A 26,681-nucleotide genomic window follows, 5' to 3' on the forward strand; every position below is an offset into this window, starting at 1 on the left:
AATTATTTTTTTAGGAATTTCTTACCGTTGATGATGACCACACCCTTGTAGTTGTCACCTACCAGCTGACCCTGCAGGTTGTACATCTTTCCTTTGCCCTTAGCCGTCTGGCTCTTCACTGCACCGATGCCGTTGGTCACCGCCTTGAAGTTGGTTGAGATATAGAAAGGCATAGCCCCCATCTGGAATCTGTTGATGATGTCGCTCACCTTGCTGCCTTCATACTTCACGAGGATATTATTGTCCTTCTCGGCGTTGAAGCTATAATCATTGTCCATATTCATGCTTCCGCCCTTGCAGACAACGTGGAATTTCAGACCGTCGTTCTTGTAGTCACGATAGAAACCACCCTTCGCCTCATCGTAGATAAGCCCCTTGATGGTGTAAGTGCCGAGAGTCATATTGCCCATCACAGTATTGTCAAGCGTATAGGTAGGCACGGTCACGTCCATCTTCTGCGTCTCGCCATCCATATACTTGCGCACCTGATAAGTAACGCCCGCATTCTCATAATTCATCATACCGCCAATGCTCACAGCTATCGGACTGCTCACTTCCTTGATGTAGTAAGACTTGATGCTGTAGGTGAGCGGTAAAGGCATCTTGCCATATTTGAACACCACTTTCAGCGTGAGCGAATTGTCAGCCATATTATAAGTACCGGTAAGCGAAGAACCGGTGATGGATTTCTCCTCATTATTCACAGTCACCTTGGCGCTGAAAGTCTGTTCAGCCATCGTAATGACATGATTTTCGCCCTTAGTAAACGTCACATTCTCGATAGTGAACGAAGGGATGGTAGCCATACCTTCCATAGCAGGGAACGTGATGTTGCCAGCCGACATGCTGACCATTTCAAATTTCACCGTATCGCTCTCGCAAGGAGTATTCTGGCCCATCACAGCCATTTCAGAAGCACCGGAAAACTTCAGAGCACCATGCATCTGAGCCGACATAGAGGAAGCCAACATAGTGGCAAAAATAAGCGTAAAGAATTTCTTCATTTTATACAATCTTTCGTTTAAATTACTAATCTATTACCTTTTATTGAGTTGTTCCCTTGATGGGGAAGAACAGAGGAATCGGCAGCCCGTCACAGGCCTCCAGTTCCTTTTCGGGGTGCAAAGATACAAGGTTTCTCCGGAATGTGCAATACCTAAAAATATGTATTCCGCCTAATCCCCATTTGTAGGTATTAGACGGAATATCTCTAAAATTCTAATCCACGATTTCAGCAGTTTGGTCTTTGCCGCTGTAGAACCAGAAGCCGGCTATCAGACCGACGAAAACCACCAGGATTCCCACCATCTCCACGACGTGATTTCCCGGGTCCACCCATATCTCCTTGAAGAAGCCGTTGCGTGCAGCAATCTCCACAGCCGACCAGAGCACGATCACGTTGGCAAGCGCCATTCTCAGGTTTCTGCCCCAGCTCTTAATGTGCAGTTCCTTCTTGAATATCATGCCCGAACCTATCAGGCAGAGAATGCCCACGGCGTAGGTAATAGGATGAGTAGAACCGAGGAAGACAGGGTCGTAGCAGAACATGAGCAGCAGATACAAACCCCACATCATGATGTTCCATTCCATGAAGGTGACGATGGCAGGATGATGAGCCATCGGACGCAGTTCCACACGTTCTTTCACGCCACAGTGGTTTTGAATCCAACGGATGAAATCGCAGCCCGTTTTGGTGCAGAACACGTACATCACGATAAACATCATCCACATACCGAAAGAGGCAGGCATGATGAGGTATTCAGGTCTGGAGCCACGTATTTCTTTAAGTTCCGCACGTCCGAATTCCTCGATGGGAGTACCATTGAGCGTATAAGTATGATGAACCCCTACACCATTCACATATTCCGTAGCCGTCTGCACGATACCGTTGCCCACCAGGTCGCAGTGCACGCCGTATCTCTGAGCGTAGTAGGCGAAGAGGAATTCCACCCATCCGGTCCAGAAGAGCAGTGCACCTGTCATTCCATAGCAAGTCTGTTTCGTATCCCCTTTCACGAACACGCCGCAGATGGCGACGATGAGTCCCACAAAACCCATCGCGAAAGCCGAGTAGTGCAGCGTGGTAGGTTCGAGCGTATGTTCCATGATGATCATGAGCGCATGTCCGAGCGGCATCAGGAGCAGGATGATGAGGATAGATCCGATGGTCTTTCCCCAATACAAATTCTTCATTTCCATTCTTAAAAGTCTAAATAGTAAATTGTTATAAATTAATGAATCACTGATATAAAATTGAGTTGCAAAGGTACTACTATTTAGACAGATTCGCAATACTTACAAATAATGATTTTGGGAAAAGTGAGGGGTCATCAGAAATAATGACCACGACCGGAAATCACCGCTCAAAATATGTATCAATGGCTATGAGAGGGATATTTTCCATCCAGTCTTGATCCACATATCCTTTCATAGAGATGCGTAATCCTTTCAACTCAGGGTTGTCTTTGATGAATTGAGCCAGGGAACGGGCACGTACATTTTCCTCAGCTTTTACCTCGATAGGTATAATCCTCTGGTTGCCCTGAATGATGAAATCTATTTCAGAAGGAGTCTTGGCATTACTCCAGTAATAGGGCTTTAATCCCAATGCCAATAGTTGTTGGAGAACATATTGCTCTGTAAATGCACCTTTGAACTCAGTAAAAACATTGTCGCCTATCAGCATCTGGTCTGCCGAAGCATCTGTCATACAAGCTAAGAGTCCACAGTCTAATAGGAAAAGTTTGAAGGCCTCCATATCTTCATAAAACTTGAGAGGCATTTTAGGCTCCTTGATGCGGCTCACTTTATATACAATACCAGCATCTACCAGCCATTGTATGGCCAGTTCAAAATCTTTGGCTCTACTACCCTTGCGCACAGCTCCATAGATGAACTTTTTGTTTTCACGTGCCAGCTGAGAAGGTAGCGAATCCAGCACCTCCCGGATTCTTGTGGATTCTGCAGCAGAAGTATGTTTGGAAATATCTCTGCGATAGGCTTCCAGTATTTCACGCTGCAGTTTTCTAACCTGCTTCAAGTCTTTATTTTCTATGAATTTGCTTACCACACCAGGCATTCCTCCCACAAAGTAATACTGCCGGAGCAATTCCGTCATTTTAGGTTTCATAATGTCGATAAGTCCCCAGTCTTTAGAATGGAGTAATTCTATCCAGCCCTCATTGCCAGTTGCCTCAAGATATTCCTCAAAATCCATTGGGTACATGGTAAGCATATCTACTTTTCCTACCGGGAACGATTCTCCTTTTCCCAGCGTAACTCCAAGGAGAGAACCTGCTACCATGACATGGTATTCTGGAGCTTTTTCGCAAAAGTACTTCAAACTATGGAGTCCTCTTGGAACCTCCTGTATTTCATCCATGATGATGAGAGTATCTGCAGGAGTAATCTTGACACCAGTAATAGCTTGGATGGTAATGAGGATTCTGTCTATGTTGTAGTCAAGTTCAAAGAGTTGTTTCATTCTTGGCTCATCGTCGCAGTTGATATAAGCTACATTTTTATATTCTTTTTCTCCAAAGTGTTGCATAATCCAAGTCTTCCCCACCTGTCTGGCGCCCAATAACATCAAGGGCTTTCTGTCCTTGTTTTCTTTCCATTTCAGGAGTTGATTATATATCTTTCTTTTCATAACTATCTGTAATTTAAATATTTGCGCTGCAAAGATACATTTTTTCGAGGATAAAAACAAGAGAACAACACACTTTTTCGATGATAACAAATGTTAAATCATACACTTTTTCGAGGATAAGAAGAAAAAATCATCATCCGAAAACCTTAATGACACCCACCCTTAATGACACCTGAAGAGATTATTGCAGACTATTCCCGATGCTTCGGTTCCGGCTCCGCCGCCATAGCCGAGTCTTCTTCGGACAGTTCATAATGCCTGACGCTGCAGTCTTGTAGGAAAATATGGTTGAGAGTGAAGGCAAGCGATTCCAGGGTTTGTTCCCTGACGGCAGGTTTCAGTTCGCATTCCCATACCACGATCGTGTGCCAGCCCATTTCAGCCAGTTTGTGCATTACCTCAAGATCCCGCTGCTGATTGCGCAGAATCTTATCCTGCCAGAACTTGGTATTAGATTTCGGCACGACGTAGTATTTGCAGCCTTCATGTCCGTGCCAGAAGCATCCGTTCACGAAGATGCAGGTGCGGTATTTGCGCAGCACGATGTCAGGTTTTCCTGGCAAGCGTGGATGGTTGAGCCTGTATCTGAAACCCTGCGACCACAGAAATTTCCTGACAAGAATCTCCGGCTTGGTATCCCTGCCCCTTATTGCCGCCATATTGTTGTGGCGCTGTTCTATGGTTAAACGGTCTGACATTTTACTCTATCTTTTTTAAAATGGATTTCTTCAATCCCATCATAACTTTTCATCCGCAAAATTATTATTTTATTCTCAAAACCCAAAAGAAAAAAACAAAAACTTGCAGAAAAGAGTATTATTTCTTGATTTCTACAGATGGATTGCAAGAAATGCAACAGAACTTCCGTTTGAGGATTAAACATTACCTACCTTCCTTATCTTACATTCATCAGATCCTGCAAAGAAACGATAGTTTTCGTATCGCACTCAGCAACCTCCTTGAAACCAAACTCGAAGCTCTGATAATCTGTTAGCGACATGGCTAAGATCAGTTTACCATCCTTTATTTTAAGTCTGGAATTTGCCACCCGATAATATCCTTCAGATGCATTTTCTACTATAAACATAAAATAGTCGATAGAATCTATCTTGAACATACCGTTATTGATGTCCAGAGGGATTTCTACAGAAAGCCTGTTATGCTCATAATCGTCGTAAGAATCTCTATCGACAGCTAATACAAACACGTTTTCGGCTCTATATACCAATTCTTTTTGAGGGATAGCATCCTTTACATACTCATAAACACTTTCTTCAGGCAAGACATCATGTGGGTCAGTACCCAAACTGCACCCCTTTACTATAAAACTTTTCCTAAGTTCAGCAAGCAGAGCCTCATTGTCTTTTTCTTCTTTTTTGTCGAGAGCAAGCGAGAAGATGTTTTCTTCGCTAAATGGCGTATATACTTTACCGAGTACTTGCCTAAAATGTGTTTCCACATATTCCTTCACGTTTACAGTAGGGAGCGGGCGCATTGCGTAGAAATCAAAATCCTGCTGGAGCCAGTTTCGAATCTCCGTACAGAATTTAGACCTGATATTCTCCTTCCACTGATACTGCTCATCCTTATTATTCCTCGCATAGAGCGAGAGGACAAACAGGAAATTTACATCGTAATGAAACAACAACAAGGTGTCTCGGTCAAACAACCTGTTTTGGAACTGCTTCGACATATACCTATTATTCTTTCTGTCAGTTTCCTTAATACCATCAATAGAATAACGATATTTCTCATCCATCGATGCCGAAATGAAGAAATTAGGAATAATATTGTATCCTTCAGTTTCATCATCACGAAGTTTAATACCCGATGGTGGTACTTTACCATCATTGAAAATATCCAGATTCCACTGTATAACATTTCTCGCATAAGTGTATTGTTTATAGACGGACTCTTTGCCAAGTTCATTGCCCATCTTATAATATTTACTGTCACCTATATAATAAGTATTACTTGATTCGCCTTCTATCAGGCTCTTTGCCGTAAAGAGATGGTCAACAATCTTACCATCTTCCTGTTTCTTTTCCATGCCGTCTGGAAGTGGATTATCCCCCACTAAGGCATCAATAATCGCTTCAAACACGATATGGAAACTCTTGACAAGCAGGTACTCTTTCTGACTAGTACTTACGAATATCTGATGTGACTTATCAAAGAATGCATAACAGAGCTTCCAAAGCTGTAACGCTTTGTCTGAAAAATACTTATACTTAATTTGACTCAAACGTACTTTGCCATATCCGTTTCTGTATTTCTCAAACAGCTTGCCCTTTATCAAGTCGAAATTGCAGTTTATCTCTTTAGGAAATCCGTATGTATCACCTATATAATTGAGAATCGAGAAGAAGATAACAAGCAGTTCTTCATCAAAGTTAATCTTACGTTTCTTGTTAACTGGACTTAAATAGATAGCATTCCCATCTTGTATAATAGCAGAAGTAGTACTGATGGTACGGGTCCAGTTAATCTTATTCAAACCAGAATAAAGGTTCTTCAACACGAAGAAGAAGAAACTCTTATTATCCTTATTAAACTGGATCAGCGAAAGAAGAATATCAAGAAATGTGTTGCTCTTTCGTTTGCTACTACCACCCACCTGATTAATCATCTTCTGATATACGATGGTAGAGTCGTTGCTCTTGTCGTTCTTATACACCACAATAGCTCTGTATATCCATACAGCAAAGCCATATAGAAAATCACGCTCCTCTTTTGTCATTTTTTCCTGACCTTCAGGGTTGATAATCTCGCATGGCAGGTACTTGCCAAAAGCAAGTTCCTTGCCATCAACATCACGCAACAACACTTTAGGAAGAATAAATACACAGTCGCCTAATAGGGCATTATAATAATACCCTACATAATGGATTGACACTTTGCCCTCAATGTTCTCCATTGCATCTATGCCGTACAAGGCATCATGCACCTCAGACACATTGTATTGATATTCTTCTATAAGAATTCTCATTTTCCTTCTTTTTGAAAGTTTATTTGCAGATAAAAGGTTTATTCATATTGTACTTTCAGCTGCAAGTTTAAGCGTTCGTTCAACAACATTACCATGCGATACATAGTAATCTGGTTGATACCTTTAACAACATAATAATTGCCCTCTTGAATATAATTATAGGTAGAATCATTCAATATCGCCTCATGTTTACTCTTTGTCACCAGAGGCGTATGATGGCGATGATATTTCATTTCTGCCGCAATATTCTCTACCTTTTCTATTCCGATTTTTGAAAGCACCTTATGATAGGTTTCAAACTTATTAGCCTCGTTTATGACAGTTCCGTCAGGGAATGTAACTACAAACACCTTTGGAGATCTTGGGAGTGTCTTATCCCCTTCGGTTTCAAATCCATCTTCACTGTTGTCTTCATCATTCTCAGAGACAGGCTCTAATTCCAAATTTTTGAGAAACAATTCAACTTTTTCCTCATTCACTTTGACTTTACCATTATCTACAGAATAGAATTTGTCAAACGAAAGTTTTTCACCATTTTCATCTCTGAAAGCACTGCCCTCAAATTCAGAATCTTTGAAAACATCATTCCAAAGATAGAAGATTACTTTGCTGACAAACTTGCTGGAACTTATAATACCATCATCAGCCTTGCAGAAGAAATATCCGAGTTTCTTGTCTTCCGAATAAGTTGCATCATAGACCCTATCATTGATGGCTTGAAGAAAGTTCCACCAATCGTACTTGGCTCCATTTACTTCAATAGTCCAGTTCTTTTCTGCATTGCTTATTGGCACATAATACCAATCCCAACGGCGTTTGAAAGCAGAATCTATAGGAAAGAGGCTTTGATCGCTGGTGTTCATAGTAGCCCAAATATAAAGGTTATTTGGCAATAATAAAACTTCGCCCTCCAATACTTGAGCTACAATATCCTTTCCTTTAAAGAGATCATTAATACTTACTTTATTCTTGATTTCCAACCCTGCAAATTCTTTTTTAAGTTGTTTTTTCATGTCAGAATCAGCCTTGATTGGATATTCAGAGAATCCTTCATCTCCACGATCAAGCAGCTGAAAGAGATCGCCAAATATCTGGGCGCAGTTGCCTCGGTTAATCTCTTCAATAACCAAATATTCATCCACTGGCTCTTCACCCTCTTGCACGGTACAATATTTCTTCCACGCCTCAACATAAGCCTGCATGAAAGCCTGGCTCACAAACTCATAGACGATTTTGTCTTCCTTCATTTCCTTGCCATCCTTGCCCTTCACAGGAACGGCTTCAGTACCAATAACAGTTGTTACCGGCACAGACTTAGTGGTAGGCTTATATGCACCTACAAAAGTGGAATAATCCGTATCAGGATGGAACGTTGTACGAATTACATCCTTACCAGTTGTCAGTTCATTTATTGCATGACTTTTACCAGTACCAGGGGCACCATAGAAGATTTGCTGGAGAGTTTTCTTGTCACTAAGGTCAAAACGTTTTTGAGGAACAGAAAAAGACTTCCATTCCGTCGATTCAAGAAGCAAGTTAAGGCAATCTTGATTTGCCAGCCCCTTAGCAATAGAACCAATCAAGCTACTAGAAGCATTAATTGTATTTGCAATATTAAGAACAGGAGAATCAGTAAAATCATTTGAACGCTTTATGTTTTTACCACCACCCCAAGATTCATAATTCCATAAAAAATTTACCAGAAGCTCTTTATCTGCGCCATCATAGGATTCGAGAAATTGCTCTGCCTTTTCCTTGCAAGCATCTTTAGTTTTCTGGTCCTCTGGAATACTACTATTATCTTTGCTAGGATGACAAGCCTCATACATGTCGGACGTAAAGCCCAAAGCATCTAACTTGTCCTTATACTTAATCAATTCTACATAATACTGGCAACAGCATGCAGCAATATAAACCCATTGATTAGGGATTACCAATAAAGATTTTTTTGAACTTACCTGCAATGTATACAGGTTGTAGTGTTCAATCTTATAATCACCAAAGGCATTAAATTTTGCCTTAAACTCATTAGGCAAAACACAGTCATCTATATTTGAATGAGCAATGAGCTCACTCAAACTTGTTTTCAGTATACCTAAATCTAACAATTCGTCCATACTATGACTTATTTAATAATTGATTGACTATTTCTTGTGCTAACCTTTTTATCACAGGCACAGCTACACTATTCCCAAATTGATGATAAGCTTCTTTCTTTGAAACTACTATTCGGAATTCTGGATTAGAAGAATTATAATTCTGATTATCAGCACATTCAGAATATTTCCATCCATTTCCTATAATCCTATACCCCTGTAATCTTCCTGCTTCTACAGGTGATAGCGTACGAGGATTTTTATCTGCCTGATCTATTAATATTTCACTGCCATCTTTCCAATATCTTGCTGAAATCGTACTACAGTATTCACTATCACCAAAGAATTTACGATAACCGAAACCTTTGCCATTTGCCATATTGCGTTCCTTACGTCTCTGGTGACCTTCCCACATTCTATCAGAAATAGTAAAGTCTGCCACAGCATCATCAGGTTCGAATATATCAGAAACCCTAGTAGGCATAGTTCCTTCCTTTAATTTTGATTTGTCATATATAGTATTACCATTTGCGTCAATACCATAAGGGAACTTAAACATTTCTACATTGATTGCTTTTTTATACCATGCAATGATGAATAATCTTTCCCTGTTCTGAGGAACACCGAAATATTTAGCATTAAGTACTGTATATGAAACACCATAGCCTAACTCTTCCAAGGTTGCAAGAATTACCTTTAAAGTATTACCTTTATCATGACTCTTCAAACCTCTAACATTTTCTAAAAACAAGACCTTTGGAGGACAACCATGCTCTATTTTGTATTTTACAATATTTGCTATATTGAAAAACAAGGTTCCTCTGGTGTCTTCGAAACCTCTTTTGAGTCCGGCTACGGAAAACGGCTGACAAGGAAATCCACCACAACAAACATCAAAATCAGGAATATCTGCAGGATTTGCCTTTGTTATATCTTCATTAAAATATTTATAATTTCCCAATGAATCTTTTTTAAAAAGATTTGGCTCTATATCTTTATAATTTGCCTCATAGGATATACGCGCATATTTATCCCATTCACTTGCAAAAACGCAATGAGCTCCCACACTATGCATAGCCGTATGAAAACCACCGATACCTGCAAATAAATCCACAAAAGTAAAGGTATGAAATTCTTTTTTATTAATTTTTTCCATACCTTATTTTTTTAAAATCTTTAATAGTTATGTAACTTTCTTCTTCTCTTTTGCACAGTATATCCCTATCGACTTCCTGAATGAAGTCGACAAACGAGATGCCTAAAACCTGGCAAATATGATGAAGTTCTATGATATCAAGGCGGCGTTCACAAGTCTCAATCTTGCTTATAAACGCCTGATTAACTTTCAGTAGTTCAGCGAGTTGAGCCTGTGTTACCCCCCCATTTCGCGCTTGCTGCGCAAGCGACCAATGACTTGGTGATATAAATGTGAATGTATGCTCTTGTCCATTTTTACTTTATTTTTAGGCGCAAATATATATTCTTTTATCGGATATCCCAAAATCGAATATCACATAGAATCAAATCTATAATCGTGTAATAATTCATAAAAAAGAAGGCTTATGCTTGGTAGTTTCAAGTTTTTATCTTATCTTTGCGGTAGAAACAAAAATGATGATTATGAAGTCAAAGGAATACTATATATCACTGATTTTATCTCATGCCGAAGAGCTGAAAAAGAACTTCGGAGTAAAGTCATTGCGCCTTTTTGGCTCAGTTTCCAGAAATGAACAGAAAGAAGGTAGTGATGTTGATATATGTGTAGATATGGAACCCAAAATGTTCCTTGTGGTTAGATTAAAGCGTTTTTTAGAAAACTTATTAGAATGCTCTGTTGATATAGTAAGAATGCACAAGCATATAAATCCATTCCTTCTTAAAGAAATAGAACATGACGGAATATACATCATCAAATAGAATAGTTGGCACCTTAATACAAATTAAGGAAGCTATCAAACAATTGCAAGATTGGAACAGAGATGTACAGGTTGTTGATGATTACTATAGTACGCCTGAGGGAATGAAGAATCTTGCAGCTAGTTGTATGCTTATAGAGGCAATTGGAGAAGGAGTCAAGCAAATTGACAGATTAACTCAATCTCGCCTATTAATTGAACGTCCAGAAATACCATGGCAAGATGTTATTGGCATACGTAACCATATTGCACATGGTTACTTTAATATAGACGGGGATATAGTGTTAGATGTCATCAAGAACAATCTCGATGATTTGTTAGCAGCCATCGAGTATTTTATAGCAAAATTCTAACTACATCAACATCCGCTGCTGCCCAGTCGAGCCCCTTCAGCTCTTCTTGGCTGCACCACTTGCTATCAGCATGCTCCCTTCTCTTGAACCCATCAGCCTCAGCTTTTGGAGTACACAGAAAAGCAGTCATTGTTATTGAGAAATCGGGATATTCGTGATTCACGGTTACCAACTCCTCTCCTACTTCTACAGGGTACTCCATTTCCTCCATCAACTCACGAGCCAATGCCTGTTGGGGAGTTTCCCCAGGTTCAATCTTGCCACCAGGAAACTCCCATTTATAGCTGGTATATTCAAACTTCGTCTTGCCTTTCTGCATGCAGAGGTACTTGCCATTATGGCAAACAACGGCTGCTACCACATTATAATGTATCATTGTCTTATCAACTTAACAACTTAAAATATCATCTACTCAATTTAAAATATCATTTACTCCATCCATTGGAAATCCTCTTGCAGTTCAGGTGGCAAAGGATTGTCCATGTGAATATCATATAATATAGATCCATTCTTCGTCACACCCTTTCTTGCATTCTCCAAGTGACCAGTACCTATATATGTATAAGGTAGAGTAATTCCATTCTCGGCACTCACCTTTCTCACAAATACCAATACCCTTTTGGCCGCCCGCTGCAAAGCCTCATCCTTGGCAGAAATACGGGCAATACTTTCCCACTGGAAAACATCTGGAGACAAGAACTTGTCATTATACTTCAAATGTTCATCCAGCGAGGCATCCTTCTTCAAACCAGCAAATACATACATATTGCCATTTTTATAGTATGTGCCATACTGATTGTGCTTCGGATTCTCCAGTATCTTCAAGAGCACCTGATCCTGACGATAATCCTGCCACAACAAGAAATCATCTTGCGCGTCTGCATATCTTGCCTCATATTGCGTCAAACCATAGTTGAGTAAATCTTGCAGATAAAGCTCATATTCCTGTTCACTTTCTCCACACAGATACACATTACCATCCTTTATCTTTACTGCACCACCATCTTCCAGGAAGCGCAATGCGTGCTCCAACTGCTCATGCTTGAAATCAGAGATTTCATTCCGCACATTCATTTCTATACGAGTCAATGAATTCTCACCATCCAGCAAACTCTTTACCACCAAAAACTCATGCTCTCTTACCAATGGCAAAAGACTCGACAGATAATTGATGCAAGCTATTTGCTCATCAGAGAATACAGGCAGTCCCTCTTCTTCTATACCTTTCAAGAAGCCATAATAAGAATTGGTTTTCTTGGAGCCAATCTTTATCTTCATGAATTTCAAGAGATTAGGAGCATAATCACTATTCATATAATCCATGTGCGATGGATAAGATGGAGTCTTCAGATATGCCTTGAAATTCTGATAATCCATCTTCAGATAGTTGATGCGATTAAAATTCTCGCTCTCTATTTTATCGATGATTTCCTCTTTTGAAAGATCGTCGATGTGGATTTCTACACCATAATCACTCAAGCCCAAACTTTTGAAATCATTCCTCACCATAAACTTCAGGAGTTTCTTCTCTAATATGGAATTACGGGAAAGACTACCCAGCGCCAAAGCGATATGAACGCTGCGCTTATAGCTATTTCCGATAAAGTCGAGTATCGTGACGTAGGGCTTATTGGTATATTTACGAAGGCCTCGACCCAATTGTTGTAAGAAGATAGTACTCGACTCCGTAGGGCGCAAAAAGAGCACCATATTGACACCCGGAATATCCACACCCTCATTCAGAATATCTACAGCAAAGAGGATTTCTAATTTCTGATTTTCATCTTGCAAATCATTGTAAGCACGAATACGTTCACCAGTTTTGTTCTTCCCACTCAAGAATGCTGTATGATAATAATCGCCTAAGTTATCAGCCATCATCCTTGCATGCTGTATATTGCGACAAAAAGCCAATGCCTTCAGTTTCTGCCCCTCCATACGATGTTTCTCTATCTGCTGATGGATAAACTCGCAGTTTTCAGGCATAGAGATTTGCGATATTAATCGGCGTTCACCTGAAGAGGTCAAGCCATAATCTACCAATTCATCACGAATACCATAATAATGGAAAGGCACAATCAGGTCGTTGATGATTGCATCTCGGAGCCTCAACTCATAAGGGATATTATTGCCGAAGATTTCTACCACATCCTGATTGTCCATACGATTTTCTGTAGCTGTCAAGCCCAGCAAGAACTCTGGTTCAAAATAGTCGATAATCTTGCGATAACTATCCGCCACAGCATGATGACACTCATCGATAATGATATAATCAAATTCTTTCTTGTCAAAGAGTTCGAGCGAACGGCACATGGAGACATTGGTAGAAAACAGGAAATCCTCACCAGACTCCTTAGCCTCTGCATTATACAATCCGCAAGTCTTAGCGCCACCAAATACCTTTTGGAAGGTTTCTAATGATTTCTTCAGGATAGAGCTTTCATGAACGATATAGAGCAATCTGTCTGGATTGAAATTGAGCGCATCGAAAGCTGCCAAATAAGTCTTTCCCGACCCCGTAGCAGAAATTACCAATGCACGCTCCTGTCCGATGGCACGATAGCGATTCAATTCTCTGAGTGCTTTGCGCTGCATATAGTTGGGCTTGATGTCAGAGTTAGCCATATCATAATCCATATCCCAGCGTTCAATGGCAAAGTTGAGTTTGGTGGCATAAGTCTTGATTCTGTCCTGAGACAATTCATAAGTCTTGCTCCATAGCTTTTCAAACTCAGCCATCGCATCAAGATAGGCCTCTGCATCTCGCTCGCAATCCACCACCAAATCCCATTCTATGTTTTTCAGCAAAGCATAACGAGTGATATTGGATGATCCCACAACCATTTCTACCCTATTATCTTCCAGCTCGAAAATATAGCCTTTGGAATGAAATCCATTGGTAGAATAGTTTTTCTCATCATGGAAGCATTCATCATCCAGATGGCATTCGAAATGAGGAAATTGCGTTAAGCTCATAAAAAAGTTCAAAGATTCCACATCCGTGAAGTTCTGATAGGTAGAAGTTATGATTCTGCCTTTAGCTCCACGTTCCAAAGCAGCCTTGATGTCTTTCGCCAAAAGTACTAAGCCAGCTTTCTTGATAAAGCTGACTGAGAAATCAAATGATTTACAACGTCGTAAATTCATCTGAATGGTTGACAGAAAAGATGTCTCGGTATAATTAGTTAAAAATCTCGATTTCATAAGCCTGTACAATTTGCTTGCAAAAATACAAAAAAGAATTCATATACTTCACTTTTCCGCTTATTTTTCATATCTTCGCATCCTAAAAAAACAATTATTATGGGATAGGGAGAATTCCGAAAACCTTAATGACACTTAATGACACCTACCCTTAATGACACCTTTTCTCGAAGATTTTACCAATTTCATATGTATCTCTATTTTTCTACAATAACGTTAAACCAACTCTTTTTCAATGACACTTCCATTTCCCCAAAATTCTCTTTCAAATACCCTTCTCTGCCCGGGTATTTTTTTCTCCCTGCCCACGCAAGAATTTTTCCGTGGGCAGGGAAAAATAAAAGTGGGTACAGAGACGGGGAACACACGCTAATGTTAATGTTGTGAAAATAAACAGAGATAATTGGATGGTTCGGGAGAAAAAGTATATCTTCCCAAACTTTGTCACAATCGTAAAAAGAGTTTTTGACTGCCGTCAAAAACTTTTTTGTCTATTCTCGAAAGCTCTTGTTACGGTAGTGAAAAACTTTCGGAACTTTACTTCTTTATGTGTGAATATCACTGGGAATACACGCTAATGTTAATGTTGTGAAAATAATCAGAGATAATTGGGTGGTTCGGGAGAAATATACTACCTTTGCATATTATATTTGGAAACAAGTTGTTTAATTTCTCGTGAGAGAAGTGAGAACAGGCAGAAACTCTACTTAGAGTTTTTGCGTATGTAAGTTAATCATTCCGGGGAATTTCCCCGGTACTCTCTAAAAAGCCCCCAACTGTGAAGCTGGAGGTTTTATTTTTTTATACTATATCAGACGCAACTTGACACGACCGAAGAGGTGGAATGTGCCGATTCTTCAGTCCCATATCCTGTAATGCCCTTCCGAGTTTATCATCCCTCGCCAAAGAGCAATATGTTATCATCCAACTAAGAGCATAGAGTACACGCAGATAGATACCGATGGAAAACGTAGGCTTTGCCCATATTTTGGCCGTTATTGATGAGCGGCGCCTGTCATCAATTGTGTATCGTGGATGAATTCTTTCGTAAAAATCAAGCTGCACTATTCTATCTTCCACTCCAAACTGCTCACTCCGCCCTTCTGCAGGAAGTTCAAACCGACCTTTACCACTGGCTTTCCTCTATGGGCAAAGCTATCGGCATACTTGCGGTCGTTGATCTGCTGCAAAGCCTCATCTGCACTCTTATCAAACTTCATTTCCATCACATAGATTGTTTCCCTTGTCTCCATCATCACATCAAGCCTACCCTTGGCGGTGTGAGGCTCCACAATGATGCTATAATTGCTGAGCAGGGCGAAAATGATGTAGAACATCTGCTGGTAATGACCCTCGTAATGGGTATTGTCGCAATAAGGCACGGTCTCCAGAAAGTCCTTCAGCAACTGCAAGGCACCCTCTATGTTGCCCAGACGTATCTGTACCGACATACGGGCAATGGCGGTATTGCCACTGGTGGTGTGACGCTCCAGATAATGCGGAAGCAGACTGCCGAACAAACCGACTTTAATCTCCTGATTAGGCAAGGCCAACTCATAGAGTTTACTCATCTTGTCGTAGCCCTTAATGGTCATATAGCCACTCTGGTAGAGCAAAGGCATGATGGTGGTCATCGTCTCTGTAGCTGCATCGAAGTCTTTCTTGCCCGCAAAAATAGTTTCTCCTAAGTCTGAAGGCAGGAATGCATACTTACGCATCATATTGATGAGATAGGTAGGTGTGCCCGAACCAAACCAGTAGTCGTCGATTTTTCCATCTGCAAAACAATTCAGCAAACTGTAAGGATTGAACACATCTGGGGATGGCCAACAGAAATGATAGCCGTCATAATGTTTTTTCAATTCCAGGACAGTCTCTTCCCTATTCAGTTCGAGATGCTGGGCCAGTTCGTCTATGTCATCGCTCATCTGGGTCAACAGTTCTTCCTTGGTAATACCGCAGATGGCTCCATATGGCTCATCCATACTTACATTCCTGATATTATTCAACTCGCTGAAGATGCTGAGCTGGGAGAACTTGGTAATGCCGGCAAGGAAGACAAAGCGCAACAAAGGCTCACAGTCCTTCAGCGGCGAATAGAAATTGCGCATAGTGTTGCGAAGAACATCTAAGTTTTCCTCGTCATGAGCCACATCGAGCAATGGCGCATCATACTCGTCAATGAGCACCACCACCTGCTTGCCAGTCTGCAGATTGACGGTCTTTATCAGATTAAGCAATCTCACGTTGGGATCAGGCGCATCACACTCGATTCCGAAACGCTCCTCATTATCTTGTAATATATAAAGAAGGTAACGCTCCAACTGCTCTTTCTCCATGTGCTTGCCACCTGCCATGCTGAAGTGAAGCACCGGATATTCTTTCCACTCCTTTTCCATTTTGGAAATGGCAAGTCCCTCGAAAAGTTCTTTCTTGCCCTCAAAATAACTGCGGAGCGTGGAAACCAGCAATGACTTGCCGAAACGGCGTGGTCGGCTCAAGAAGAAATACTTTCCGCTCGTATGGGTCATACGATATACGTATTCCGTCTTATCTACATAGAGGTTATCCTCCATGCGGATACGTGAGAATGTCTGTATCCCCAAAGGATATAATTTTCTTGCCATATTGCTTCACTTATTGATTCTTTTACAAAACTTTTATTCCAATCACTTCTTTCCAGCCATCTATCGTCCCCTTCTCTGATGAAAAATTGACTCCTACCAAATGGATTTTGCGAGAATCTCCGGCATATTCCCTCGCATATCCCTTGTCTTCTATTTGCTTCAATGCTGCATCCACAGAACCATCCAATTTGAATTCAAAAATATACACGTCATTCGGAGTCTCATACACACAGTCTGCCCTGCCTTGACTCGTTTCCTTTTCACGATACACCAAGTAACAACTCAACATCCTCAACAAGAGGAAGAAAGTATAGCCGAAATAACGTTCGTACTCACGTTCGTCATTTCTGCGACGCACACTATATGGAATACCCGACAAGAAAGCTGTCATCCCCTCCATAAACTCCTGTAATTTGCCTTGAAGCAAAAGATGTACAGAATGAATGAGCCATGAGGCAGAATCTTCCTTTGTCTTGAGATAGTCGTTTGCCAAGATCGTAAGCAGCCCCTCACGCACTTCATTGTTTGGAATATCCAGGAGATAAGAATGCGTGAACTTGTCGTAATCCTTGATGGTAAGGTAACCACTCTGGTAAATCATCGGCAAAGGCATTTCCACATTAGCCTTATAATCATCAAACTGGCTGGCTGCATAATACTTTCCTATCATCTCATTCAGGTTCTGATTGAAATGAGAAAGCAAGCGCACCAGATAAGTAGGCGTGCCACTCTTAAACCAAAAACTCCCCATGTCCATCTGATTGAAAGCATTCAGGATGCTGAAAGGATTGAAAATATCAACAAGGCGCTTTCCGAAATGATAACCGTCATATTTCCGTTTGAGAATATCCAGCATTTCCTCGTAACTACAGTCTTCGTTCTCGGCAAACTCCTTGATTGGCTCAGAGAAATATGTCGTCAGTTCTTCTTTGGTAATACCACAGATGGTCTCATAATTACGATTTAAGCTGATGTCATCAGGCTGATTGAACCCGCTGAACATGCTAATCTGAGAGAATTTCGTTACACCCGTCAGGAAAACAAATCGAAGATCTGCGTCTGCTCCCTTGAAGGTCGTGTAGAAAGACTTCATGATGTTGCGATGCTTTTCCTCCAACGTTATCATTTTCCCCAAATGTTCCACCTGATAGTCCAGATCGAGAACATCCAAGATAGGCTTGTCGTATTCATCTATCAGCACAACGCATCCCAGCCCCGTCTTCTCATGGGCAGCACGAAGTATTCGCTGGAAACGCAAGCCGAGGTCTTTATTGACAGACTGGATTCCATATCGATTTTCCCAATCCGAGAGGATAGCATTCAATGCCTCCTCTAACGCCCCATCATTAGCATAGTTTCCTACACTGAAATCTATATGAAACACTGGATATTGCTTCCATTTCGTCTCCAAGGATTCCATAGCCAAACCCTTGAAAAGTTCTTTCCTACCAAGGAAATAATTCTCCAACGTAGAGACAAGAAGGCTCTTTCCAAATCGTCTTGGACGACCCAGAAAACAGACGTGACCTTGTGCCAACTTATACACCAAGTCCGTTTTATCGACATAGACGAAACCACCATTGATGATTTGGTCGAAAGACTGCATTCCTATCGGATATTTCATTCTTGTTAAGCTTTTCCTTGTTATATGGGACAAAATTAAGCATTTTCCATGAAATCACCAAACTTTTGACCTATGTTTTTCTTCTTTAACGCCTTTATTTCACGCCTATTTCTTGCTTATATCAGAAAAAAGCAGTAACTTTGCACGACTTTTCTAAAGCAGCATCTTTGCTTTTTACAAACAATTAGGTTTATTTTTCTAACTATGGGCAATAATACTTCCATCACGGAACATAAAAGACATTACTATCGAGAACTCCTATGCATCGGGGTTCCTATCATCATCGGACAGTTGGGAACCATCATTCTGGGATTCGCCGACACGCTCATGATCGGACATCACAGCACGGAGGAACTGGCTGCAGCGGGTCTCGTCAACAATATCATCACCTTCATCCTCGTTTCCTACATGGGATTCTCCTATGGTCTCACCCCTATCATCGGAAAACTCTACGGCATGGAGAAAACGGACAAAATAGGACAGAAAGTGAAAAATTCCTTCTTCGCCAATATGGTGGTGGGCGTCATTTTCTCGCTCGCTCTGATAATCCTCTACTTCAACCTCCATCGCATCGGTCAGCCCGAGGAATTACTCGCGCTCATACGCCCCTACTTCATCGTCAACCTCATTTCGGTGCTCTTCGTGGGCGTATTCAATACCCTGAAGCAGTTTCTCGACGGAATCGGAAATACCAAGGTAGCGATGTGGGTGATGATCATGGGAAACATCGTCAATATCTTCGGCAACTGGGTGCTCATCTATGGTGTGGGCCCTTGTCCGGAAATGGGATTATTAGGTGCCGGAATCTCTACCTTGGCAAGTCGTGTGCTCATGGCTGTGGCTATGGTGGGCATCATCGCCGGCACGAAGGAATACAGGGAATATCGCAACAATATCATAGCAAGCCGCATCAACGGGGCTGACTTCCGGGAGATGAACCGTCTGGGATGGCCTGTGGCGCTGCAACTGGCGCTGGAATCGGGCGCCTTTACGCTGAGCTGCGTGATGGTGGGATGGCTCGGAACGATTCCATTAGCTGCCCATCAGGTGATGATAACTATCTCCCAACTGTTCTACCTCGTACTCTCTGGTATGGCTGCAGCGCTGGCCATCCGAGTGAGCCATTTCGTGGGACAGAACGACTTTGCTGCCGTCAGGAGAAACGCCTACGATGGTTGGAGACTCAACCTGCTGTTCTCTCTCTGCATGGGCATTCCGGTGTTGCTGCTCAGACATCAGATAGGCGGATGGTTCAATGATAATGTGGAGGTGCAGCAGTACGTGGCCCTGCTCATCATCATGATGATGCTCTACCAGTTTGGCGACGGTCTGCAATATACTTTTGCCAATGCGCTGAGAGGTATTGCCTGCGTGAAACCAATGGTGACCTATGCCTTCATTGCCTACTTCATCATCTGTCTGCCGTTGGGCTATACGCTCGGTTTCCCTTGCGGCATCGGTATCTTGGGCATTTGGATAGCCTTCCCATTCGGTCTCACCATCGCCGGTTTTCTCTACAAACACCGGTTTGAGAAGGAACTGAAGAAAATGGAAAACATTTTTTTAGAAAAAAATTTTTGATGTCTGAAGGATATTTTGTACTTTTGCCCTCGTAGAATCATCCCTCAAAAGGGAGTCTGGGGATTCTCATCTGGGAAGAACCGGAGATTCTCATCTGGTAAAAACCGCCCCAGAAGTAAACTTTTTCTATGAGAAGTATAAGTAAACATGAAACAACAGATAGTCTATAACCTGGAAGAATTTGCTGCCAAATATCATCTGACAGACATTTATGGCGCCTACGCTGCCCACTTCGCCATCAACGGCGGGGAAAACAACTGCGTAAGCTCGGAAGAACTGGCGGAAATGGTGAAGGAACGTACGCTCTTCACCAAACTGCTGTTACTGAAACAGGGCAAATGCCTGCTGCATTTCAACAGCAATAAGGACGAAACCCTGGAAGTGAAAACGGGCGAATTTCTCATTGCTTCGCCTAAGGAAATCGTAGCGTTGAAGGAGGTTTCACCCGACTTTGAGGCGGAATGTATTCTGGTGGACGAGCATTTCACCGACCAGCCTAACCGATACCAGCCTTCACCTGAAAAGATGAAAAGCATCGCAGATATTTTCCACTTCGTGAGAGACATTGTAAGGCACCAGCACATCAACAAGATTGAGATGATCAAGAGTATGTTCAACGTGCTCAAACTCATCATTGAGGAACTGCCCTACGAGCAATGTTCCGTTTCCAACGACTTGGGGCACAAGAAGGAAGTGTATGAAATTTTCCTACACCACCTCTACCGCTTCTTCCGCAAGGAGCGACAGATCAGATTCTATGCCGACAAGCAGAATGTTTCTGCTGCCTATCTCTCAAGACTGGTAAGGGAAATCAGCGGTTCTACGGTGAATGAGCACGTTACATCACTGGTTTACAAGGAAATATGCAACCTGCTCACCCAGTCGGACATGACAATGGGGGAAATTGCCGACTATCTGAACTTCAGCGACCAGAGCGCCCTGACCAATTTCTTCAAGCAGCGGTCGGGAATGACGCCATTGGCGTATAGGGGAAAGAAATAAGAAAAATTCTGGAAAACAAAATAAAAAATCAAAGCCTGCAAGCGGAATCCGATAGAGAGAGATGGATTCGCCTGCAGGCTTCTTTAAAAGAATGTATATACTTGGATTCAATTAGTTATGGAAAGTTTTGTTTTTCAACTCTTCATATCCCACATTTATTTCAATGTGAACTTATGAGAATGAAGCATTTCCTTAGGGTCGAGTGCCTTGTCGAGCTCCTCCTTGCTCATCAGTCCCTGCTCTATCACGATGTCATAGACTGAGCGGCCTGTGGCATGAGCTTCCTTGGCTACCTTGGTGCTGGCCTTATAACCGATAATCGGATTGAGGGCAGTCACGATACCGATACTGTTCTTTACCATCTCATAGCAGCGTTCCTTGTTGACAGTAATGCCCAATACACATTCTTCTGTAAGGGTTTCGATGGCATTCTTCATCCAGGTAAGGCTCTCGAAGAGACTCTCTGTAATGATAGGTTCCATCACATTCAACTCCAACTGACCTGCCTCGGCTGCAAAACTGATCGTTGTATCGTTACCAATCACCTTGAAGCAAACCTGATTGGTCACCTCTGGGATAACTGGATTTACCTTGCCCGGCATGATGGATGAACCAGGAGCCTTAGGAGGAAGGTTGATCTCGTTCAGACCGCAGCGTGGACCTGAAGCCATCAGTCGAAGATCGTTACAGATCTTGGAAAGTTTCACAGCCAGGCGCTTCAAAGCTGAAGAATAGCTTACGTAAGCACCTGTATCTGGTGTAGCCTCCACCAAGTCGCTGGCAGATACGAAGTTCTCACCGGTCAACTTACTGAGGTTGGCTGCACAGAGCTTAGCAAAGCCCGGAACGGCATTCAGACCTGTACCGATAGCAGTACCACCCATATTGATTTCGTGGAGAAGCTTCACATTGCGCTCCAGATTGAGGATTTCCTCCTCCAGGTTGTTGGCGTATGCGTTGAACTCCTGTCCGATAGTCATCGGAACTGCATCCTGCAACTGAGTACGTCCCATCTTGATGGTGTCGAAATACTCCTCAGCCTTGTAGCGGAAAGCGCTGATAAGTCCGGTAAGAGCGCCCACGAGATGAGCATTCATGCGAATGAGGGCGAGGCGGATGGATGTAGGATAAACATCATTTGTACTCTGTCCGCAGTTGCAATGGTCGTTAGGAGAAACATACAGATAGTCACCTTTCTCGCGTCCTAAGATTTCGAGGGCACGGTTGGCAATCACCTCATTAGCATTCATATTGACAGAAGTTCCAGCACCACCCTGTACCATGTCGATAGGGAAATTCTCGTGCCACTTGCCGTCTATGATTTCGCGGCAAGCCTCAGCCATTGCTCCGGAAATCTCATCATTGATAACTCCGAGAGAATGATTGGTCTGGGCAGCTGCCAGCTTCACGTATGCAATAGCGATGATGAAATCAGGATAATCACACATCGTCTTGCGAGAAATATGATAATTGTTAATACCACGCTGAGTTTGTACACCGTAAAGTGCGTCAGCAGGAACTTTGAGTTCACCTAAAAGGTCAGACTCTACTCTGAATTTCTTTTCGTCAGCCATCATGTTATATCGTTTAAGTTAGTATTTATTCTATTAGTTATTGTTTCTAACACAAAGAAAATGCAAACGAGCGCAATGAAAGCTTGCTTTCAAATTGCCGAGTGCAGCTTTTCTTCTGCAAAGATACGATGATTTTTGCTGAAGTTATTTATAAAAAACGAACCATTATTTGTAAAAAGCAAACTTGGTTTGATTTTTTGTGATTTTTTCAATTTCCCCTACTTCAAACAAGGACTTTTTCTCTTTATTTTTATCCTCGCAGGAAATAAGGGGGAACTGATTTGTCATTTCTCATTTATAATAGCTGGATGATCAGATAACCGATGCTGAGCGGATTTTCCATGCTATATAAACCCAAAAAGCTACATTCTCCAGCATTTCTGCCGAAGATGTAGCTCTTCTTTTAAAAATCATCATTTTACTTATTCATGCGTAGCGAAACGCTGCTCTGCCAGCTTCTCGTACTTAGTACCAGGCTTGCCGTAATTGGCATAAGGCCAGATGCTGATACCGCCACGAGGAGTGAAAATACCAGTCACCTCAATGTACTTAGGATCCATCAGACGGATGAGATCCTTCATGATGATGTTCACGCAGTCCTCATGAAAATCACCATGATTGCGGAAACTGAAAAGATAGAGTTTCAAACTCTTGCTCTCCACCATCTTCACATCAGGAATATAACTGATGCGAATCTCCGCAAAGTCGGGCTGACCGGTAATCGGACAAAGCGATGTAAACTCAGGGCAGTTGAAACGTACCCAGTAATCATTGCCCGGATGCTTGTTGACAAAGGTCTCCAGCACCTCAGGTGCATAATCCATTCTATATTCGGTTTTGGCTCCGAGAGCCTGCAAACCATCTTGTTTTCTATCCACTGTCTTGGTAAAATTTTTATTTGTGAATTACGTAATTAGTTGAGACTGAATATCTTGAAGACATTATAAGAGATGTTGTTGTCATAAACATCCTCACCCTCATGCTTCTTGATGGCCTTGACCACACGGATGGTTACAGGCAACACGATGATTTCATATACTGTCTTGAGAATAACCTGCCAGAGCATGAGCCAAGGCAACTCGGAAGCAGGAACTACGCCTCCCAATGCCAATGGGAAGAAGATGATACTGTCGCAACTCTCTCCTGCCACGGTACTGAGAATAGCACGGGCTGAGAAATGCTTGCCACCATCACGAATCTTCATCACACTCATCACATAGGCATTGGCAAATGAACCTACGATGAAGGCTACGAAGGAAGCGGCAGCGATGCGTGGAGCCAGACCGAAAATGGCGTGGAAACCAGCATCATTGGTCCAATAAGGTGCTGCAGGAATCACATCACAGATGGCGCCGAGAGCCACGAAGAAGAAATTCATGGCAAAACCTGTCCATATCAGCAGGCGGGCTTTCTGATAACCCCACACTTCACAAACGACATCATTGATAATGTAGCTCACTGGGAATACAATGAGTCCACCGGTCAGAGATACTGGGCCGAAGGCAATTTGCTTTGTTTCGAGCACGTTTGCCGCAATCAGACAAACGCAAAAGAGGATGCTGAAAAGCATAAACAGCACACTCACTTGAGTTGTTTTCTTTTCCATTTTTCTTGTTTTTTACGAGGTTTACCAAGCACTCAGATTTTGCTCCTGACAAGGTGGAAATCTGTTCACCATGCAAAAGCGGCTGCAAAATTACGATTTTTTCCTGAATTCTCCAAATTTTAGCATAGAAATGTAGGATTTTTGAAATTCCTAAAATACATAGTCCCACAGATTTCACAGATTTACACAGATTTTTTGAAACAAAAAATAAATCTGTGAACATCTGTAATATCTGTGGGACATTTTTCGGGCGCACTGAATGTGACTTATAACACACCCCTCTTATATATATAATAATGTATAGGGATTACTCAGCAGCTGCTTCCTCCTGACGATCATCTACATTGTCGCCATCTGTTGGAGCCAAAGTTGCCTTGAAATCAGTAATGCCGTTCTTCACGAGGATATTGTACCACTGGAGCAACTTCTTGATGTCGCTATCGTGTACACGGTCACGGTCGTAGTTAGGCAAAACCTCTGCGAAATAGTCATGAAGTTCCTGAGCAGAGCACTTCTTATAGTTGAGGCTGCTTACCTGACTGTTCTCCTTCTTGCCTACACTCTCCAAAACCTCCCAGAGGGCGATTTCATCAGCATCTGTGTACATAGCGATGTCGCCAAGACTTGTTACACGGTCTGTAGCGAAAGCTGGAATACGTCTGTGAGTCTCATCAATAGTCTCCACGATGAGGTTTCTGTTTCCACGAGATACCAGTTTATAAAGGCCTGGCTTACCTGCAATTGAAAGAATTGTTTCCATTGTTCTTTTTATTTCTTATTTATTATTTCTTTGTTTACTTTTTCCTTTTATTTTTCAAAGAAGAAAATTCTCTCCTCTTTCATTCGAAGAAAGAAATCTCCCCTTCCCATTCGAAGAAGGAAAACTCCTATCGCTTCTCAGCAGAAGTCCTATTTCACCTGATTCAGGAGTCTGTCAATCTGCAGATTCAAATCTTCCTTTCCATCATTTCTGATTTCAAAATCACTCTGCAAAACGACATCAGCCTGAGGCAACTGGGCATTTATCCATTCCTCTGCTTTCTGGCGGGAAATCTGATCGCGCTGCATAATCCGCTGCAGACGGACTTCCTGTGGAGCCGTCACGCAGACCACATAGTCGAAACGGGTGCGATGAACAAAACCACTGTCAAAGAGAATGGCGCTTTCCAGCCAGTTCTTTCCGCTCTGTTCGAAATCGCGAGCCACAGCAGGATGAACCACATCATTGACTGCCAGTTTGTTGGTCTCACTCGCCAAAAGAAACTGAGCCAGAACTGGTTTCTGAAGCACACCGTCCGCATAGACCTCATTGCCCACAAGCAGCTTTAGTGCAGCCTGCAACTGCTCATCGCTACGCATCAGCCTTTTGGCCGCAGCATCGCAGTCGTAAACCTCGATTCCACGCTTGGCAAGTTCTCTGCAAACAAAACTCTTGCCGCTTCCGATTCCTCCTGTAATAGCTATTTTCATCAGATTCTACTTTTATAGATCCTCCTATTCCCTATTGCTGTTCAAGCAGATAATCCACCTTCTCCACTTCAAGCATTGCTTTGCTCACGGTTCGTGGCACACTGCGCAGCTGGACCGTACACTTATCAGCCGGATTGGAAGACAGTTCGTCGTAATCGACAACCACCTTGAACTGGTCGGCACTGACGGTTCTGAACAGGCTGGCACCTATCGTAAATCTGACGGTGACACGGGAAGGGAATGTGCGGAGCACCATGCCCGGAGGCATATTGATGGCCGTAATCGGAACATCGATTGTCTCTTCGGTCAGGACATCAGGATAAACGGAAAGGCGCACCGTATTCGGAACTATCTTGACGCCCACAATCCTCTGCAAGCGCACCGTCTTGTGGATCGTATCCTGTAAGTTGCGATAGTTGAACGGCTCTATCTCCACATAGCGCAACTGGTCAAGCCGTTTCTTGTTGGCATAAACCGTCACCGTACCCGGCAGAAATTCCGTATGAGCCAGATAATAAGTCTTGCTCGTCGTAATCTTTCCCCTGAACTTGACAGGCACCTGCTTGGAAGCACCATATGTGAAATAGAAATCCAGCTTTTCAGGCTTTACAGACAGAAGTTTGCTGGAGCCATAGAGCTGGTTCTGCACCTGCTTCACCATGTCGGCATTGGGAATCACGCCGTGCCCCTGGTCCTCATCTGCATAAGTAGCAAACTTGAACGAGAGCGGCTTAAACCATTTACCATATTTGTAGGTAACCAATGTAAAACCCTTATCCCTCACCATAACCCGCACTGTATCAGCAGGTTCGTCGGTCACAACGGCATTACGGGGTACATTGACAAGGCGCACAGGCACCTTTAATTCTTCCTCATAAGTCTCATTGAGCGCCATCATCAACCAGAAAGCACCGCTGAGAAAGAGAAAGAACAAAAAAATCAGAAACTCCTTGTTCAGCGCACTGAACAAAAAGTTTCTAATCACTT

At 42.3% G+C, this 26,681-nt stretch carries 22 protein-coding genes; 4 read left to right on the top strand and 18 right to left on the bottom strand.

The genetic code is table 11. The annotated features are described in order from the left end of the window. Nucleotides 1-2: 2 nt before the first annotated feature. From EXN75_RS00290 to EXN75_RS18585, 8 genes are all read right to left on the bottom strand, one after another. Nucleotides 3-1,004 carry a calycin-like domain-containing protein gene (locus EXN75_RS00290; RefSeq protein WP_134842411.1) on the bottom strand — a complete coding sequence of 334 codons (1,002 nt, stop codon included), beginning with the start codon at nt 1,002-1,004 and terminating at the stop codon, nt 3-5. 214 nt (nt 1,005-1,218) lie between these two features. Beyond that, complete coding sequence (locus EXN75_RS00295; RefSeq protein WP_134842341.1) at nt 1,219-2,193, bottom strand: hypothetical protein; 975 nt, start codon at nt 2,191-2,193, stop codon at nt 1,219-1,221. Nucleotides 2,194-2,356: 163 nt separating this feature from the next. Then, nucleotides 2,357-3,652 (bottom strand): ATP-binding protein, encoded by a 1,296-nt coding sequence (locus EXN75_RS00300; RefSeq protein ID WP_134842342.1) that lies wholly within the window; start codon nt 3,650-3,652, stop codon nt 2,357-2,359. A gap of 191 nt (nt 3,653-3,843) precedes the next feature. After that, on the bottom strand, nt 3,844-4,350 hold the full coding sequence (locus EXN75_RS00305; protein WP_134842343.1) for a very short patch repair endonuclease: 507 nt from the start codon (nt 4,348-4,350) through the stop codon (nt 3,844-3,846). Between the two features lie 197 nt (nt 4,351-4,547). Then, the gene (locus tag EXN75_RS00310) at nt 4,548-6,641 is read right to left on the bottom strand and encodes a restriction endonuclease (RefSeq protein ID WP_187349057.1); all 2,094 of its coding nucleotides are present in this window, start codon (nt 6,639-6,641) and stop codon (nt 4,548-4,550) included. A 38-nt stretch (nt 6,642-6,679) separates the two neighbouring features. Beyond that, a complete protein-coding gene (locus EXN75_RS00315; RefSeq protein WP_246031242.1) occupies nt 6,680-8,758 on the bottom strand; it encodes an AAA family ATPase in 2,079 nt (692 codons plus the stop codon). A 1-nt stretch (nt 8,759) separates the two neighbouring features. After that, the gene (gene dcm / locus EXN75_RS00320; RefSeq protein ID WP_134842344.1) at nt 8,760-9,893 is read right to left on the bottom strand and encodes a DNA (cytosine-5-)-methyltransferase; all 1,134 of its coding nucleotides are present in this window, start codon (nt 9,891-9,893) and stop codon (nt 8,760-8,762) included. Then, nucleotides 9,880-10,161 (bottom strand): helix-turn-helix domain-containing protein, encoded by a 282-nt coding sequence (locus tag EXN75_RS18585; RefSeq protein WP_134842413.1) that lies wholly within the window; start codon nt 10,159-10,161, stop codon nt 9,880-9,882. The genes dcm and EXN75_RS18585 overlap by 14 nt, the downstream gene beginning before the upstream one ends. Nucleotides 10,162-10,348: 187 nt before the next feature. On the opposite strand from EXN75_RS18585, the gene EXN75_RS00330 reads away from it, so the two are divergent. Both EXN75_RS00330 and EXN75_RS00335 read left to right on the top strand, forming a co-directional pair. Then, complete coding sequence (locus EXN75_RS00330; RefSeq protein ID WP_233522241.1) at nt 10,349-10,654, top strand: nucleotidyltransferase family protein; 306 nt, start codon at nt 10,349-10,351, stop codon at nt 10,652-10,654. Further along, the gene (locus tag EXN75_RS00335; protein ID WP_134842345.1) at nt 10,629-11,006 is read left to right on the top strand and encodes a HepT-like ribonuclease domain-containing protein; all 378 of its coding nucleotides are present in this window, start codon (nt 10,629-10,631) and stop codon (nt 11,004-11,006) included. Before EXN75_RS00330 ends, EXN75_RS00335 begins: the two co-directional genes overlap by 26 nt. On the opposite strand, the gene EXN75_RS00340 is transcribed toward EXN75_RS00335, so the two are convergent. The 4 genes from EXN75_RS00340 to EXN75_RS00360 form a co-directional block, all read right to left on the bottom strand. Further along, a complete protein-coding gene (locus tag EXN75_RS00340; RefSeq protein ID WP_134842346.1) occupies nt 10,990-11,382 on the bottom strand; it encodes a (deoxy)nucleoside triphosphate pyrophosphohydrolase in 393 nt (130 codons plus the stop codon). The genes EXN75_RS00335 and EXN75_RS00340 overlap by 17 nt on opposite strands. A gap of 53 nt (nt 11,383-11,435) precedes the next feature. After that, nucleotides 11,436-14,210: a DUF3427 domain-containing protein gene (locus EXN75_RS00345; RefSeq protein WP_134842347.1), complete on the bottom strand. Its 2,775-nt coding sequence runs from the start codon at nt 14,208-14,210 to the stop codon at nt 11,436-11,438. Between the two features lie 1,064 nt (nt 14,211-15,274). Beyond that, on the bottom strand, nt 15,275-16,837 hold the full coding sequence (locus EXN75_RS00355) for an ATP-binding protein (protein ID WP_134842349.1): 1,563 nt from the start codon (nt 16,835-16,837) through the stop codon (nt 15,275-15,277). Nucleotides 16,838-16,859: 22 nt separating this feature from the next. Then, a complete protein-coding gene (locus EXN75_RS00360) occupies nt 16,860-18,461 on the bottom strand; it encodes an ATP-binding protein (RefSeq protein ID WP_134842350.1) in 1,602 nt (533 codons plus the stop codon). A 204-nt stretch (nt 18,462-18,665) separates the two neighbouring features. Here EXN75_RS00360 and EXN75_RS00365 point away from each other — a divergent pair, with 204 nt between their 5' ends. Continuing rightward, nucleotides 18,666-20,042 (top strand): MATE family efflux transporter, encoded by a 1,377-nt coding sequence (locus EXN75_RS00365; protein WP_134842351.1) that lies wholly within the window; start codon nt 18,666-18,668, stop codon nt 20,040-20,042. A 147-nt stretch (nt 20,043-20,189) separates the two neighbouring features. Beyond that, a complete protein-coding gene (locus EXN75_RS00370; RefSeq protein ID WP_134842352.1) occupies nt 20,190-21,044 on the top strand; it encodes a helix-turn-helix domain-containing protein in 855 nt (284 codons plus the stop codon). 155 nt (nt 21,045-21,199) lie between these two features. Here the strand turns inward: EXN75_RS00370 and EXN75_RS00375 are convergent, their stop codons facing one another. The 6 genes from EXN75_RS00375 to EXN75_RS00400 form a co-directional block, all read right to left on the bottom strand. After that, nucleotides 21,200-22,618, bottom strand: a complete 1,419-nt coding sequence (locus tag EXN75_RS00375; RefSeq protein ID WP_022110941.1) for an aspartate ammonia-lyase — start codon at nt 22,616-22,618, stop codon at nt 21,200-21,202. Nucleotides 22,619-23,040: 422 nt separating this feature from the next. Continuing rightward, on the bottom strand, nt 23,041-23,442 hold the full coding sequence (gene queF / locus EXN75_RS00380) for a preQ(1) synthase (protein ID WP_262912620.1): 402 nt from the start codon (nt 23,440-23,442) through the stop codon (nt 23,041-23,043). 89 nt (nt 23,443-23,531) lie between these two features. Next, nucleotides 23,532-24,224 carry a queuosine precursor transporter gene (locus EXN75_RS00385; RefSeq protein ID WP_118116426.1) on the bottom strand — a complete coding sequence of 231 codons (693 nt, stop codon included), beginning with the start codon at nt 24,222-24,224 and terminating at the stop codon, nt 23,532-23,534. A gap of 307 nt (nt 24,225-24,531) precedes the next feature. Further along, nucleotides 24,532-24,984 carry a DUF5606 family protein gene (locus EXN75_RS00390; protein WP_118116428.1) on the bottom strand — a complete coding sequence of 151 codons (453 nt, stop codon included), beginning with the start codon at nt 24,982-24,984 and terminating at the stop codon, nt 24,532-24,534. Nucleotides 24,985-25,133: 149 nt separating this feature from the next. Further along, entirely contained in the window at nt 25,134-25,694 is a 561-nt protein-coding gene (coaE, locus tag EXN75_RS00395) for a dephospho-CoA kinase (RefSeq protein WP_022110935.1), read from the bottom strand. Nucleotides 25,695-25,725: 31 nt separating this feature from the next. Then, nucleotides 25,726-26,679, bottom strand: coding sequence for a CdaR family protein (locus EXN75_RS00400; RefSeq protein ID WP_342776586.1), 954 nt, complete (start codon nt 26,677-26,679; stop codon nt 25,726-25,728). Nucleotides 26,680-26,681 lie beyond the last annotated feature (2 nt).

The sequence above is a fragment of the Segatella hominis genome, from assembly GCF_004535825.1.
GTDB lineage: Bacteria > Bacteroidota > Bacteroidia > Bacteroidales > Bacteroidaceae > Prevotella > Prevotella hominis.

Excerpts from the sequence above, each read along its gene's own strand:
- EXN75_RS00335 (WP_134842345.1), top strand. The coding sequence starts at position 10,629 with ATGACGGAATATACATCATCAAATAGAATAGTTGGCACCTTAATACAA.
- EXN75_RS00385 (WP_118116426.1), bottom strand. The coding sequence starts at position 24,224 with ATGGAAAAGAAAACAACTCAAGTGAGTGTGCTGTTTATGCTTTTCAGC.
- EXN75_RS00295 (WP_134842341.1), bottom strand. The coding sequence starts at position 2,193 with ATGAAGAATTTGTATTGGGGAAAGACCATCGGATCTATCCTCATCATC.
- EXN75_RS00315 (WP_246031242.1), bottom strand. The coding sequence starts at position 8,758 with ATGGACGAATTGTTAGATTTAGGTATACTGAAAACAAGTTTGAGTGAG.
- EXN75_RS00290 (WP_134842411.1), bottom strand. The coding sequence starts at position 1,004 with ATGAAGAAATTCTTTACGCTTATTTTTGCCACTATGTTGGCTTCCTCT.
- EXN75_RS00340 (WP_134842346.1), bottom strand. The coding sequence starts at position 11,382 with ATGATACATTATAATGTGGTAGCAGCCGTTGTTTGCCATAATGGCAAG.
- EXN75_RS00330 (WP_233522241.1), top strand. The coding sequence starts at position 10,349 with ATGATGATTATGAAGTCAAAGGAATACTATATATCACTGATTTTATCT.
- dcm (WP_134842344.1), bottom strand. The coding sequence starts at position 9,893 with ATGGAAAAAATTAATAAAAAAGAATTTCATACCTTTACTTTTGTGGAT.
- EXN75_RS00300 (WP_134842342.1), bottom strand. The coding sequence starts at position 3,652 with ATGAAAAGAAAGATATATAATCAACTCCTGAAATGGAAAGAAAACAAG.
- EXN75_RS00305 (WP_134842343.1), bottom strand. The coding sequence starts at position 4,350 with ATGTCAGACCGTTTAACCATAGAACAGCGCCACAACAATATGGCGGCA.
- EXN75_RS00310 (WP_187349057.1), bottom strand. The coding sequence starts at position 6,641 with ATGAGAATTCTTATAGAAGAATATCAATACAATGTGTCTGAGGTGCAT.
- EXN75_RS00355 (WP_134842349.1), bottom strand. The coding sequence starts at position 16,837 with ATGGCAAGAAAATTATATCCTTTGGGGATACAGACATTCTCACGTATC.
- coaE (WP_022110935.1), bottom strand. The coding sequence starts at position 25,694 with ATGAAAATAGCTATTACAGGAGGAATCGGAAGCGGCAAGAGTTTTGTT.
- EXN75_RS00360 (WP_134842350.1), bottom strand. The coding sequence starts at position 18,461 with ATGAAATATCCGATAGGAATGCAGTCTTTCGACCAAATCATCAATGGT.
- EXN75_RS00370 (WP_134842352.1), top strand. The coding sequence starts at position 20,190 with ATGAAACAACAGATAGTCTATAACCTGGAAGAATTTGCTGCCAAATAT.
- EXN75_RS00345 (WP_134842347.1), bottom strand. The coding sequence starts at position 14,210 with ATGAAATCGAGATTTTTAACTAATTATACCGAGACATCTTTTCTGTCA.
- queF (WP_262912620.1), bottom strand. The coding sequence starts at position 23,442 with ATGGATTATGCACCTGAGGTGCTGGAGACCTTTGTCAACAAGCATCCG.
- EXN75_RS00390 (WP_118116428.1), bottom strand. The coding sequence starts at position 24,984 with ATGGAAACAATTCTTTCAATTGCAGGTAAGCCAGGCCTTTATAAACTG.
- EXN75_RS00365 (WP_134842351.1), top strand. The coding sequence starts at position 18,666 with ATGGGCAATAATACTTCCATCACGGAACATAAAAGACATTACTATCGA.
- EXN75_RS00375 (WP_022110941.1), bottom strand. The coding sequence starts at position 22,618 with ATGGCTGACGAAAAGAAATTCAGAGTAGAGTCTGACCTTTTAGGTGAA.